This is a genomic window from Glutamicibacter sp. TV12E, assembly GCF_052441935.1.
Lineage (GTDB): Bacteria > Actinomycetota > Actinomycetes > Actinomycetales > Micrococcaceae > Glutamicibacter.
On the sequence record NZ_JBQVVF010000001.1, the window covers coordinates 1,714,772 to 1,726,987 of the forward strand.

Genomic DNA, 12,216 nt, shown 5'->3' on the forward strand with positions numbered 1-12,216 from the left:
CCAGGCTGCCCAAGCGCTTGGCGAGCAGCGTGAGGGAGGCTGCGCTGCGGCATCCAGGCGACTGCCTCGCCAAGACTTGAGTTATATTCACGCTCGCTAATGTTATTGTATTAGCATGAATGCGGATAACAAGATATGCGGCTTGGACCCCTCCTCGGAATATGTTGACTTGGCTGCCGAGGTCTTCGGCATCCTCTCGGATGTCACGCGCATCAAGATCGTGCTGGGACTGCGCCGTGCCGGAGAGCTTTCGGTCAGCTCCATCGCCGAGCTGGTCGAGAAAAGCCCTTCCGGAGTCTCCCAGCATCTGGCCCGCCTGCGCATGGCGCGCATGGTGACGACCCGGCAGGAAGGCACCAAAGTGCTCTACAAGCTGGTCAACGAGCACGCAGCCAACTTGGTGGCCGAAGCAGTCAAGCAGGCCGAGCATTCGGTGTCCAACGGGCTGCCGCCGCATCACCACCAGCCGCGGGCCTGAGGAACTACTCCCGAGAGGCATCGTGATGCTCGACGTTCTGTGCAACCGGTCCTACGCCAAGTTATTCAGCGCCCAAATAATCGCGCTGCTCGGCACGGGACTTTTGACCGTTGCCCTAGGCCTGCTGGCATTTGACGTGGCCGGCAGCCAGGCCGGTCTGGTGCTTGGACTGGCCATGACCATCAAGATGGCCGCCTACGTCGCGGTGGCGCCATTGATCAATGCCATCGTGGGCCATATTCCACGCAAGCCGCTGCTCATCGGGGCCGACCTCACCCGTGCCGCGGTGGCGATGTTCCTGCCATTTGTCTCCGAAGCCTGGCAGATCTACATGCTGATTCTTGTCCTGCAGTCGGCCTCCGCCACCTTCACTCCGGCGTTCCAGGCCATCATTCCTTCGATACTTCCCGAAGAACGCGAGTACACCCGGGCGCTGTCGCTCTCGCGACTGGCCTATGACATGGAGTCGCTGGTCAGCCCCTTGCTGGCCGCGCTGTTGCTCACAGCCACGAGCTATCACAATCTCTTCCTTGGCACCGTGGCCGGGTTCTGCGGCTCCGCGGTGCTCGTGTCGATGACCAGATTCCCCGAGGTCGCGGCACCCGGCAAAACCACATTCTTGCACCGGCTCACTGGCGGGTTGCGCGCATTCTGGGCCCGTCCTGAATTGCGCGGCCTGATGGCGTTGAATCTGGTGGTGGCCACGACGACGGCCATGGTCATCGTCAACACGGTGGTCCTGGTCAAAGGCGGGCTGGGTCGCTCCCAGGCAGATGCCGCCCTGCTGCTTGGCGCGTACGGAGGCGGTTCGATGATCGTGGCCTTGAGCGTTCCCCGACTGCTGGACCGTTTTCCTGACCGCCGGGTCATGCTCGGCGGTGCCAGCTGTCTGCCACCGCTGCTCATGGCCGCCGCCTGCGAAATCCATTGGGGGCAGGGAACAAGCCAGTGGATTGCGCTGATGGCCACGTGGCTGCTGACCGGAGCCGCGACCGCGACGATCCTCACCCCTTCGTCGAGGCTGCTACGGCGCAACAGCACGGAGCAGGACCGGCCGGGGATTTTCGCCGCCCAGTTCTCCCTGTCGCACGCGTGTTTTCTGCTCACCTATCCCTTGGCCGGTGCGGCGGGAGCGGCGTTCGGCCTCGCCGAAGCGGCGGTCATCCTCGTCGGAGTGGGCCTGCTGGGAACGTTCCTCGCCTTCTTTTCATGGCGCAGCGGCACTGGGGTGGGAGCCGTGGATGAGAACCACGAAACCACGTAGCTGGCCTGCCGCTGGTCCCGCTGGCTCCGTCTTCAGGGGCAGCGGGCACCGGCCCCAGGAAGCCTTGCAGAGAAGCGTCGTTGCGTGGGCACTGCATTTGCGCGCCTGCGACAAGTTTTCCAGCACGCAACCGGTAGGGGATCAGTCGGGGTTGAACTGGCTGGTGTCAACTTGGTCCGGATCCAGTTCCTCGGGCGGTTGTTTGAAAACGTCTTCGTGTTCTCCAGCGATATTGTCTTTCTCCTCGCCCTTGCCTGGCCTGCGTGCTGCTTCGGGGCGCTGATCCTGTGTTTCGTTGTCCTTTGAACCCATGGTCTTGATGTGCTCCTCTTTCATGTGCAGGTTGGTGTTGCAGCCCAGAATTCCACGGTGGCAACTTTCCGGCAAGGAACGTCCGGTGGGAAGTGCCTGTGAATCCAGATCCCCGTAATTCCGGGGCAGGATCGTGGCCGCCCGATGGTGTTGCCTGCAAAGAAGCTGGGTGGTACCGGCGGAACGGGTTCCTGGCCTTGGTGGATCCAGAAGGATCATGCCGCCCAGTGACGGGCAGAAAAAGCGCCAACGGGCAGGCGCCTAGCCATCGGCGCGCGCTGGAGGACAAGGGGCACAAATCCTATCGGTGATCGCCCGATACAGCGATCGAGAGGCCGACCCCGATGATCGATGCGCCCCCGATTCGTCCGAGGGCCGTCATGCGCCGGGGCGAGTTGGCCAGCCAGTTGCGTGCATGGCCAGCGCTGAGCGCCCAAACGGAATCAGTGATCAGCCGGATCAGCAGAGGGATGATGCCCAAGGCGATGATCTGCAGCGCGGTGCTGCCCAGCGAGGGGTCAACGAACTGCGGGACGACTGCGGTGAAGAGGATCAGGCTCTTGGGGTTGGTGAACCCGACAATTGTTCCTGTGCGGATCGCATTCCACAATGAGGCATTTTCGAGTTCCTTCGAAGGTCCTGAGGCCGCAGGCGCTGCGTGCCGGATGGCCTGGACGCCTAGATAGACCAGGTAGAGGATGCCTCCCCACTTGATGGCCTGGAACAAGAGCTCGTAGCGTTCCAGCAGCGGCCCGAGCCCCAAGGCGATGGCAACGCCCACGCCGAAGCAGCCAATGGCGTTGCCGAAGACGCTGGCCAGGGCATTGCCGCGGCCATGGCTGAAGGCCCGGCCGACAACGAACATGACACTCGGGCCCGGCACAGCGATGAGGACTACGGAGGCTATAGCCAGGCCGATGGCTTGCGTTGCTTCGAACATTGCATGATTTTAGCCAATGAAGGGCCCAAGCACTTGGCCCTTTCGTCATAAATGGTCCAACATGCTGTTCCCACGACCGATAGGCAGGCGGAGTGCTGGCCCTCTGCCCGCGGGTACAGGGAGCTGCGCCATGGACCTGGCGGTCCGGACCACGCACCAGGCTCGCCGCCGTTCGCGGTCTTCCGGCATCGGGCGCCGGTGGTTAACGCGCATTGCTCCTGCACGATGCGCAGTGGGCCGGCATCCCGATGGGCTGCGAGCCCCATGCCTGGAACGCCGATCTCTCCCGGGCGCCCGTGATGCGCTGGGCCACGGCCAGGGCGAGGCGCCCGGGCCGGATCGCACTGCCGGTGCAGGTTCCTGCGAGCTGGCTGGACGCAACTGCTGGCAGCCGGATCCGTTGCCTAGGGTGAAAGGGCAACGGACCACGCCGTTCGCCGGCCAACAGGAAGGGCGCCAATGGGCCAGCAGGAAAACCCGTCCCGCACCGTCGGGCTGATCGCCGATCCCGGCATCGCTGATGCCATGGCCAATCGGGTGGCCCGGCGGCTCGAAGAGGTGCTGGAGAAGCTCGAGGAGCAGGAGGAGCAGCAGGAACAGGAGGAGCATAAGGGACCGTGGGAGGTGACGGTTGCGCCGTTTTCCCTGCCTTTGGGGGACTCGGGCCGAGTGGACCTGGCGGGCAAGGCGCCAGCGCTGCGCCAGAAGCATGGCTGGGACTACATCATCTACCTCACGGACGCCCCGCACTATGTGCAGCAGCGGCCGGTGCGCTCGGTAATTGCCGCCGAAACCGCTTCGGCAGTGCTCTCCATGCCCAGCCTGGGCCTGGCGCGTCCGCGCTCGGTGGCCAAGGCGCTGGCCGAGCTGGTCCGCGAATTATCCACTGGCCTCAGTCCCGCTCCTCCGCCCACGCCGCTGGGCAGGGCGATGAGCGTGCACGCCAGCAGGGAGGACTCGGAGAACGAGCAGAACAGGATTTCCAGCATCGAGGGATTCCGCGGACGGCTGCTGCTCATTGCCGGCATGGTGCGCAGCAACCGTCCATGGAAATTGGTCCCGAGGCTTTCCTCCGCGATGGCCGGCGCCGTGGCCACCGGGGCCTTTGGCGTTTTCTACACCAGCATCTGGTCCATGGCCGACTACCTGTCCAACCAGCGGCTGGGACTGATCACGGTGTCAAGCATCCTGATCCTCACCCTGTGGCTGCTGTTGCATAACCGGCTCTGGGAGAGCCCCAAGGGCAGCCGGCGCCGTGAGCGGCTGGTGGTCTACAACGCCGCTACCGTGCTGACCGTGGGATTCGCTGCCGCGGCCATGTACCTGCTGCTGTTCCTCGCGCTGCTGGCCGCCTCGTTGATTGTCATCGACCAGGAATACTTGGCCTACCAGCTGCACCACGGGGTCACGCTGGCCGACTATGTGAATCTGGCGTGGCTGGCCTCCTCGCTGGGGACCATGGGCGGTGCCATCGGCTCCAGCTTCGAGAACGTGGAAGAGGTCCAGCGCGCCACCTTCAGCCAGCGCGAATACGAGCGCCGCAATATGGATTTCCCGCTCGCCGAGGATGCGGGCTAGGGTTGGTTCTTACCGCCATTGACATGCACGGTTGATCCCACGACATAGGAGGCTTCATCGCTGGCCAGGAAGACGTAGGCCGGGGCGACCTCCACCGGCTGGCCTGCGCGTCCCAGCCAGGTGTCGTGGCCGAACTCCGGCAGCGCCTCGATGGGCTGGCCATCAGAAGGCTGCAGGGGAGTCCAGATCGGGCCGGGAGCCACGGCATTGACCCGGATCCCGCGCTTGGCCGCCTGAGAGGCCAGCGATTTGGTGAAATTGCTGATCGCGGCCTTGGTCGCGGCGTAATCCATCAGGTGGTCCGAGGGATCGAAGGCCTGGATGGATGTCGTATTGATGATCGATCCGCCCTCGGGCAACACCTGCAAGGCAGCGCGGCTCAAGGCGAACATGGCGAAGATATTCACATCGAACGTGGCCTCCACCTGCTCGTCGTCCAGGTCCTGCAACGATTCGACGCTGATCTGCTTGCCGGCGTTGTTGACCAGGATGTCCAGGCCATCCAATGCGGTCACTGCCTCGTCGATGAGCGTAGCGCGGTACCTGCGGTCGCGCAGGTCGCCGGGAAGATGATGCACTTCGACTCCTGCATCCTCCAGCACCGTGGCGACCGCCTGGGCATCCGGCTCTTCGGCGGGCAGATAGGCCAAGGCCACTTTTGCGCCTTCGCGCGCGAAGGCGATGGCCACAGCCGCGCCGATGCCTGAATCGCCGCCGGTGATAAGCGCCCGCTTCCCGGCCAATCGATCGCGGCCTTGGTAGCTGCGCTCGCCGTGGTCCGCTTTCGGCTGCAGCTTGCTGTCAAGTCCCGGCTCCGGCTGGCGTTGTTCCGGCGGGCTGATGCGTTCATTGCCGACACGGTCGGGCTGTTGCGTTGGATTCCCGTTCATTTGATTCCTCCTCTGATTGCGGAAGGACGCCGAACTCTGCGAAATATCGTGCGCCCGGGACTACCACTGTTTCTCCGGGGAGGCGTTCGATTGAACTGGGTGCCCCGGTTTCAGCGCGAATGGCCAGCTGGCTGTCGGCGGCAACCCAGTTTCCGACTCGTTGCCCGGCTTTGTGCTAGGGCGGAAGTCTGGGATTTGGCGCAAAGATCACGGCTGCTGCTGCCAGCCGCCGTGGTACCTGCCTACGGTGGAACTCCAGCCCGCCAATCGGAAGGGAGCAAGGAGCATGGCTGGCACATCGAAGAGCAGGATCAAGGACGAAGAACTCTACGAGGAGCTGCGCGAGGAGGGGAACTCCAAGCAGAAATCGGCGCGGATCGCCAATGCCGCGGCCCGCGATGGGCGTTCCAAGATCGGCGAGCGTGGCGGCAAGTCCGGCGATTACGAGAGCTGGAGCGTGGAGGAATTGCAAAGCCGGGCCAAGGAAATCGGCGTCAAGGGACGCTCGAAGATGCGCAAGGGCGAATTGATCGATGCGCTGCGCAATTCCTAGTCCGAGAACCGGGAGGAAGGGATAACGATGGCTGATCGCGAGAATCCGGAAGACCTGGAACCGGCGGGCCGGGGAGATGGTAGCCCGGGAGACGGGGACAACCACCCGGGCCAGAGCCGGGTAGCCCGACGGGGCGGCATCAACGATGACCCCAAAGAGCAGGACGATGAGGATGAGGAACGCTTCGATGCAGGATGAAGCCGGAAGCAAGAGGAAAGGAGCAGGCATGCAGGAACACGTCAGAGGCGGCAATCGCCATCGGCCCGGACTATGGCTGATGGTTTTCGGCGGGCTGCTGGCCGCCGGATTCGCCATCTACGCCGTGCTGGCGGCGCCAGACAGCACTTCAGGTCCGTTATGGATCGTCGCCGGCTGGGGAGCGCTGGTATTCCTCTATGGCCTGTACCGCTTCATCCGCGGGCGCAGCGCCGTGGACCACCAGCGGGGAGGGACCGATGTGAATGAAGTCTGACCCGGCGCTGGCGCCGCGCGCGCCATGAATTCGGCACCGGGCCGTGCAACGCAGCACAGCGGGGAGGACACTGCCCAGTGTCCTCCCCGCTGTGCTGGCGGCAGTGGCGCCATTGGTTGGGAATGGCCGTTGCGGGCCGCTAGTCCCGGGAAATTCCCTCCACCAACTCTCCAGTGCTGTTCTTGTCATAGAACCGGGCGATATCCGCCTGGGCGAGCATCCCCACCAGGGAATGCCCATCGATGACCGGAAGCCGGCGCACCTGATGCTTCTGCATTGTGCGGATCGCCTCTTCCACCGAATCATTTGCACCTATGGTGACAGGCTTGCCCTGGGCGTACTCGGACACCTTGGTGCTTGAAGTGTCCATGCCCCCGGCGACGCAATTGACGACGATGTCCCCGTCGGTGATCGTGCCGGCCAGGCGTTCGTCGGTTCCGCAAATCGGCAGCATGCCCACCTGCAGCTCCTTCATCATCCGGGCGGCCTCCTGGACCGTGTCGCGCTCATTGACGCATTCTGCCGGAGAAGTCATCAGTTCCCTTGCCGTAACCATGTCTTTGCTCCTTTCCTGTGTTCCTGATCGGACACTTGCCACGCTCCAGCATCCAGGGGCATGGTTCAACGATTGCCAGCGTCCTTTGAGGCAGGGCGCGCCCCAAGCTGGCAACAACTGATTAACCATGTACTCCATGGCCCGATCGCTGATATTCGGTAGAGGGCAAGGGAAGCAACTTGGAAAGGAAAGAGCCATGGGAATTCTGGACAGGGCCAAGGACCTCATTGGGCAGGCAGCCGACAGGCTGAAGGACCCCGACAAGGATCTGGTGGAGAAGACCTGGCCGGCTGGCCAGCCCGATGACGAGCATATTCCCTCGGATTCCGGCCAATCCGCACAGGCCCCGGGAGACGGGGACGCGGACCCTGGCCAACAGCCGCAGCCGATGGAAACGGTGAGCGGCGCAGATCCGGAACTCGACGATTCGATCCGGGACCAGTACGCCCAGAAGCCACACGAGGACGAAAGCTAGGAGAAGAGGCGGCGGCCAGAATGATCAGGCAACGCATGTCAGTTTCAGATGCCGGGCGCTGCGCGGGCCATGCCCGCCCGAGACATACCGGGGAGCGCCGCTGAAATGGGCGCCACCAGCGATTTCACCCATCCGGCGCTGCTGCTGATCGACCTGCAGGATGGGTTCTTCCAGGCCCCGGAGCTGGCCTCGGCACGCGCCCGCTTGGTGGAGCACTGCAACGAGCTGGCTGCCGCGGCTCGAGCGTCGAGGATTCCGGTCTTCAACGTGCGTACGGTGCACAAGGAGGACAAATCCACTTGGACGCTGAAAATGCTCGAGGACGATCAGGGGTACCTGTTCGAAGGATCCGGGAAAGCCGCCAACCTGGCGGAGCTGGACCTGTCTGGAAGCATCGAGGTGCTCAAGCACCGGGATAGCGCCTTCTGGAACACCGAGCTGCTCACCTTGCTGCTGCAGCATCGCGTCAGTTCGCTGGTTCTGGCTGGGATCTGCCTGGAGACGTGCCTTGCGGCCACGGCCGCCGACGCTTTTGCGGCGAATCTGCCGGTGGCGCTGGGTGTGGACGCCACCGCTTGCGCGAACCCGGATCTCAAGGAGCGCACGCTGCAGTTCATGCGGGCGCAGCACCGGCAGAAGCTGATGTCCACGAGCCAGCTTTGCCAGATGTTCGTTTCACCGCATTAACCAACAGGAGAATCGAGGAAAGGAAAGGAAGAACAATGTCACTGGAAAACCCTGAATTCGACGAGGTGCTCCAGGATCTGGACGTCGATGAGCCGCTGGACGGACGCGATAGCCAGCCAGCTGGCGGTTCATCCGATGCGCCTGGGGTCCTTGATGCCGAGGATCCCTTGCGCGGAGTGCAGCAGGTGCTCGAAGAGAGCGACAGGGATCCGCTGGGGCTCAACCCCGAACCGCTCGACGAGCAACGGCCTGCGGACGAGACGGAGCTGGAGGACCCGGAGCTGGAAGCAGGCGCTGGAATAGATGCCCAGCGGATTGCCAACCTGCCTGACCATCGCGAGGCGCCGGATCAGGGGTAGGGGATCCGCCGCCCGGGGTGGATCCCAGCACGTGGCTGCGATCCACCCCGGCGGTTCGATCACTGCCGGGCCGACCACTGGTTCGCCATCATGGGGATCGGCTTGAGCCCGGCTCCCACGCGATCGGCGGTCAGCACGGGATTCCCGGCCAGCACCTTGGAGGCTTCTTCCAGCAGGCCCTGAACTGCCTGCGTAGGTACCGTGAAAGTCCCGTCTGCTTCGGCCACGATTGTCTGCTCCTGGACCCGGATCGAGAACACGGCGACAGCCCCTGAGCGCATCACGCTTTCCACTGAGCTCATCTGCCGTGATTCGGTGAAATCGATTGGATCAAGGACGTGATCGCCAGCCCGCCGCTTCAAGTGCGCCCGGCCATTCACGAAGCGGCATTCGCCTCTTGGGTGAAGAAGGAGATCTTTCCGCTGGCCTCCAGGATCGCCAGCCTGACCGAGCTGTAGTTCTCGATGCCCGACTGGCGGGCCAGCATGCTCAACTCGTCCAGGCCGATGCGTTCCTTGTGCAGGGCCTTGCGGTCCACCACGCCGTCGCGGATCAGCACGATAGGCCGGCCCTGCATCAGCTTGCCCACCTTCGGCCAGCGCATATTGGCGTAATTCAGCGCCGCGGCCAGAACGAGCATGGTGAACACGGCCAGAAGGCTGCCGGTCAGCGAGCGGTCTTCCATGGTGATGCCCTGCTGCACCATGTCGCCCAGCACGATGAACAGGACCAGCTCGAAGGAGCTGAGCTCGCCGAGGGCGGATCTGCCGGTGGCTCGGGTCACCAGCCACAAGATGATGAACGCGGCGGCCGCGCGGATGACGATTTCCATTAGGGGATCCTCCAGGTTTCAATGTCGATGCGTGCTTGGGTGCCGTCCGCGGTGATGCCCAGCGCCCCTTCGCTCTTCGGAGCCCATTGGTCCGAGGCCCGGCCGTGGAAGATGGCGACCATCTGCCCGGCCCCGGACGCAGGGGCTACTTCGAATTCGACCGTGCCGTCGCCCCGTGCGGCCTCGGACTCCGGTTCCGGGAAGACCGAGAAGTCCTCGAAAAGCATGAGGTAGTCCTCATTGAGGGTGAGCTTGACCGTTTCAGGCAGCGGCTCGGGCGAGTTGAGCGCTACCCGCAACTGGATCTCGTTGCCTGCCCGGATCACCGAGGGGTATTCCACCTGGATGTCCAGATTGCCGGCGCGCTGCCCGGTGGTCTTCTTCTGGTCGAATGCGCCGAGAACGGCCGCGATCACCAGGGCGGCGACCGCGAGCAGGGTGGCCAGCCTCAGCCGCCTCCGCCCGCGGTTCCTTTCCTCGGAGGTGATGTCATCCAAGGTCGAGTCCTGGATGTTGGCCTGGAAGATATTCTGCATGGACTATTGGCCTCCTCGCGCTTTTACCTTCGAGGCTAGGCTGTCAGGCCGGTCCGCGGCTGGGCTGGGCGGCAGTTCACAGGAGATATCCAGCCCGCCGATTCCTATTGCGCGCGGAACCTGTGGATTTCGGCGTTTGCCTTGAGCCTGAACGAAATTGGTGCCACCGTGGCAGCAGGAGGCAGCACCATGAATAACCAAGACGTTCTCAGCAAGCAGCAAATCAGCGACTATCTCAAGGACCTGCCGCACTGGCGCGAAGTGCCCGGGGCCATCGCCGCCGTGTTCCAGGCCAAGACCTCGGCGTCGGCCATCGAGCTGTTCAGCGATATCGCCGGGGCCGCCGAAATGGATCAGCACCACCCGGACGTGGATTGGCGCTATGACAAGGTTTTTGTCACCACCACCTCGCATGATGCAGGCGGCATGGTGACCACCCGCGACATCGCCTTGGCCAGCAAGATATCCGAGCATGCCGAAGCGCTGGGCATCGCTGCCCGCCCGGAACTGATCAGCGTCGTGGAAGTCTGCGTGGACAGCGATGCCCCGCGGAAGATCGCGGCGCAGTGGGCGGCCGGTCTGGGCTACCGGGTGATGGAGGACGGTTCACTGGTGGATCCCCACCGCAGGCTGCCGGCCATCTGGTTCCAGGAAACAGCGTCGCCCAACCCGAATCGGCTGCATCTGGATATTTGGGGCCCGTACTCCGAAAGCGCCGGGGTGCTGGACAGGCTGCGGGAGCATCAACTGGCCCTGGATGAACAGCAGGCCCCGAGCTTCGTGGTGGCCACCGATGTGCAGGGCAACCGCTTTTGCCTCTGCACCGAGCAGGACCGATGAATCTCCCAAGGCCATTTGCGCCCAGTGAGGCACCGAATATCCGACGGTGACGCGGGCCACTACGTCAGAAGATCCCGCAATAAAATACAGGTTATTCGATCCTTGCCGTAGATAATTCGTGAGCAGGATGAGATTGCCGTTGTAAACACTAATCTGTAGAACATCGCAAAGGATGAGCATTGCCCCCGGGCACGGGTCGATGCCATTGCCACGCATGTCTGGAGATAGGAACAATTCTCATGATTATTGGAGTTCCCAAGGAAGTCAAGAACAGCGAATTCCGCGTTGCCCTTACGCCTGCCGGCGTCTCGGAGTTCATGGCCCGCGGCCACGAAGTCGTGGTGGAAACCGGAGCCGGAACCGGGTCCGGCAATGCGGACGAAGCCTATGTCGCCGCCGGTGCCCGCATCGCGCCTGATGCCGACGCCACGTGGGCCGAGGCCGAGATGGTCCTGAAGGTCAAGGAGCCGATCGCCTCGGAGTACCACCGCATGCGTGCGGGACAGGTGCTGTTCACCTATTTGCATTTGGCCGCCTCGCGCGAATGCACTAACGCGCTGCTGGCCTCCGGGTGCACCGCGATCGCCTATGAGACCGTGACCGCAGGCCGGACGTTGCCGCTGCTGGCCCCGATGTCGGAAGTGGCAGGCCGCTTGGCAGCCCAGATCGGTGCCGTCCAGTTGCAGCAGCCCAATGGAGGTTCCGGGGTGCTGATGGGCGGAGTGCCAGGCACTCGACCGGCCAAAGTGGTAGTGATCGGCGGCGGCGTAGCAGGGACGCATGCGGCCCAGATTTCCATGGGCATGGGTGCCGACGTCACCATCATCGATATCAATCTTGCCCGGCTGCGCGAAGTGGACCAGGCGTTCAACGGCCGGATCAAGACGCAGGCGTCCCAGCGGATGGCCATTGCGCAGCAGGTCGCCGAGGCCGACTTGGTGATCGGGTCGGTGCTGATCCCGGGCGCGGCGGCGCCCAAGCTGGTCACCGACGACATGGTCGCGGACATGCGGCCGGGATCCGTGCTGGTGGACATCGCGATCGACCAGGGCGGTTGCTTCGAGGGTTCCCGTCCCACGACCCATGCCGAGCCGACGTTCAAGGTGCATGATGCGGTGTACTACTGCGTTGCGAATATGCCCGGCGCCGTCCCGCACACCTCCACCGCGGCGCTGACCAACGCCACGCTGCCCTACGCGCTGCGCATCGCGGACAAGGGCTGGAAGCAAGCACTGCGTGAGGATTCAGGGTTGGCCAATGGACTGAACGTCCATGACGGGTCGGTGACCATCAAATCGGTGGCCGATGAGTTCGGGCTGCCCCTGCTGCCAGCTGAGCAGGTGCTCGGAGCACCGACGCTCGTCTAGCCAGCAGCACGAGCCGGGGCAGGGGATCGGCCAGGCAGGGAGCTGGCCGGCACTGCGCTGGATCGAGCGTGGAACAC

General features: G+C 63.7%; 19 protein-coding genes. 12 read left to right on the forward strand and 7 right to left on the reverse strand.

The window, feature by feature from the left end; translation table 11 throughout:
- Positions 1–115 precede the first annotated feature (115 nt).
- Entirely contained in the window at positions 116–478 is a 363-nt protein-coding gene (locus tag ACT7DV_RS08015; RefSeq protein ID WP_171920397.1) for an ArsR/SmtB family transcription factor, read from the forward strand.
- Positions 479–503: 25 nt separating this feature from the next.
- Complete coding sequence (locus tag ACT7DV_RS08020; protein ID WP_444664805.1) at positions 504–1,742, forward strand: MFS transporter; 1,239 nt, start codon at positions 504–506, stop codon at positions 1,740–1,742.
- Positions 1,743–1,883: 141 nt separating this feature from the next.
- Here the strand turns inward: ACT7DV_RS08020 and ACT7DV_RS08025 are convergent, their stop codons facing one another.
- Together ACT7DV_RS08025 and ACT7DV_RS08030 are read right to left on the reverse strand one after the other, a co-directional pair.
- Entirely contained in the window at positions 1,884–2,078 is a 195-nt protein-coding gene (locus ACT7DV_RS08025) for a hypothetical protein (protein ID WP_444661699.1), read from the reverse strand.
- 277 nt (positions 2,079–2,355) lie between these two features.
- Positions 2,356–2,994, reverse strand: a complete 639-nt coding sequence (locus ACT7DV_RS08030) for a LysE family translocator (protein WP_444661700.1) — start codon at positions 2,992–2,994, stop codon at positions 2,356–2,358.
- A 130-nt stretch (positions 2,995–3,124) separates the two neighbouring features.
- Here ACT7DV_RS08030 and ACT7DV_RS08035 point away from each other — a divergent pair, with 130 nt between their 5' ends.
- Complete coding sequence (locus ACT7DV_RS08035; RefSeq protein ID WP_444661701.1) at positions 3,125–3,493, forward strand: hypothetical protein; 369 nt, start codon at positions 3,125–3,127, stop codon at positions 3,491–3,493.
- On the forward strand, positions 3,454–4,572 hold the full coding sequence (locus ACT7DV_RS08040) for a hypothetical protein (RefSeq protein WP_444661702.1): 1,119 nt from the start codon (positions 3,454–3,456) through the stop codon (positions 4,570–4,572). Before ACT7DV_RS08035 ends, ACT7DV_RS08040 begins: the two co-directional genes overlap by 40 nt.
- Here ACT7DV_RS08040 and ACT7DV_RS08045 read toward each other — a convergent pair.
- Positions 4,569–5,462: an SDR family oxidoreductase gene (locus ACT7DV_RS08045; protein WP_444661703.1), complete on the reverse strand. Its 894-nt coding sequence runs from the start codon at positions 5,460–5,462 to the stop codon at positions 4,569–4,571. The two genes, ACT7DV_RS08040 and ACT7DV_RS08045, sit on opposite strands and share 4 nt — an antisense overlap.
- A 286-nt stretch (positions 5,463–5,748) precedes the next feature.
- On the opposite strand from ACT7DV_RS08045, the gene ACT7DV_RS08050 reads away from it, so the two are divergent.
- From ACT7DV_RS08050 to ACT7DV_RS08060, 3 genes are read left to right on the forward strand one after another with little or no spacing between them, the layout of a single operon-like run.
- Positions 5,749–6,015 (forward strand): DUF7218 family protein, encoded by a 267-nt coding sequence (locus ACT7DV_RS08050; RefSeq protein ID WP_061956189.1) that lies wholly within the window; start codon positions 5,749–5,751, stop codon positions 6,013–6,015.
- A gap of 27 nt (positions 6,016–6,042) precedes the next feature.
- Positions 6,043–6,213: a hypothetical protein gene (locus ACT7DV_RS08055; protein ID WP_444661704.1), complete on the forward strand. Its 171-nt coding sequence runs from the start codon at positions 6,043–6,045 to the stop codon at positions 6,211–6,213.
- Positions 6,214–6,241: 28 nt separating this feature from the next.
- Positions 6,242–6,487, forward strand: a complete 246-nt coding sequence (locus ACT7DV_RS08060) for a hypothetical protein (protein ID WP_444661705.1) — start codon at positions 6,242–6,244, stop codon at positions 6,485–6,487.
- Positions 6,488–6,626: 139 nt separating this feature from the next.
- Here the strand turns inward: ACT7DV_RS08060 and ACT7DV_RS08065 are convergent, their stop codons facing one another.
- Positions 6,627–7,043, reverse strand: coding sequence for a CBS domain-containing protein (locus tag ACT7DV_RS08065; protein ID WP_444661706.1), 417 nt, complete (start codon positions 7,041–7,043; stop codon positions 6,627–6,629).
- A gap of 196 nt (positions 7,044–7,239) precedes the next feature.
- Here ACT7DV_RS08065 and ACT7DV_RS08070 point away from each other — a divergent pair, with 196 nt between their 5' ends.
- The 3 genes from ACT7DV_RS08070 to ACT7DV_RS08080 all read left to right on the forward strand — a co-directional run bounded on the left by ACT7DV_RS08070 (position 7,240) and on the right by ACT7DV_RS08080 (position 8,564).
- The gene (locus ACT7DV_RS08070) at positions 7,240–7,518 is read left to right on the forward strand and encodes a hypothetical protein (protein WP_444661707.1); all 279 of its coding nucleotides are present in this window, start codon (positions 7,240–7,242) and stop codon (positions 7,516–7,518) included.
- 105 nt (positions 7,519–7,623) lie between these two features.
- A complete protein-coding gene (locus ACT7DV_RS08075) occupies positions 7,624–8,205 on the forward strand; it encodes a cysteine hydrolase family protein (RefSeq protein WP_444661708.1) in 582 nt (193 codons plus the stop codon).
- A gap of 35 nt (positions 8,206–8,240) precedes the next feature.
- Positions 8,241–8,564, forward strand: a complete 324-nt coding sequence (locus ACT7DV_RS08080) for a hypothetical protein (RefSeq protein WP_444661709.1) — start codon at positions 8,241–8,243, stop codon at positions 8,562–8,564.
- 59 nt (positions 8,565–8,623) lie between these two features.
- Here ACT7DV_RS08080 and ACT7DV_RS08085 read toward each other — a convergent pair whose 3' ends face one another.
- From ACT7DV_RS08085 to ACT7DV_RS08095, 3 genes are all read right to left on the reverse strand, one after another.
- Positions 8,624–8,866 carry a hypothetical protein gene (locus ACT7DV_RS08085; protein WP_444661710.1) on the reverse strand — a complete coding sequence of 81 codons (243 nt, stop codon included), beginning with the start codon at positions 8,864–8,866 and terminating at the stop codon, positions 8,624–8,626.
- Positions 8,867–8,940: 74 nt separating this feature from the next.
- Positions 8,941–9,396, reverse strand: coding sequence for a DUF421 domain-containing protein (locus tag ACT7DV_RS08090; protein WP_444661711.1), 456 nt, complete (start codon positions 9,394–9,396; stop codon positions 8,941–8,943).
- A complete protein-coding gene (locus ACT7DV_RS08095; protein WP_444661712.1) occupies positions 9,396–9,932 on the reverse strand; it encodes a hypothetical protein in 537 nt (178 codons plus the stop codon). The genes ACT7DV_RS08090 and ACT7DV_RS08095 overlap by 1 nt, the downstream gene beginning before the upstream one ends.
- Before the next feature lie 189 nt (positions 9,933–10,121).
- On the opposite strand from ACT7DV_RS08095, the gene ACT7DV_RS08100 reads away from it, so the two are divergent.
- Both ACT7DV_RS08100 and ald read left to right on the forward strand, forming a co-directional pair.
- Positions 10,122–10,772: a 4a-hydroxytetrahydrobiopterin dehydratase gene (locus tag ACT7DV_RS08100; protein WP_444661713.1), complete on the forward strand. Its 651-nt coding sequence runs from the start codon at positions 10,122–10,124 to the stop codon at positions 10,770–10,772.
- 239 nt (positions 10,773–11,011) lie between these two features.
- Positions 11,012–12,139, forward strand: coding sequence for an alanine dehydrogenase (gene ald, locus ACT7DV_RS08105; RefSeq protein ID WP_444661714.1), 1,128 nt, complete (start codon positions 11,012–11,014; stop codon positions 12,137–12,139).
- The last annotated feature ends 77 nt before the right edge of the window (positions 12,140–12,216 follow it).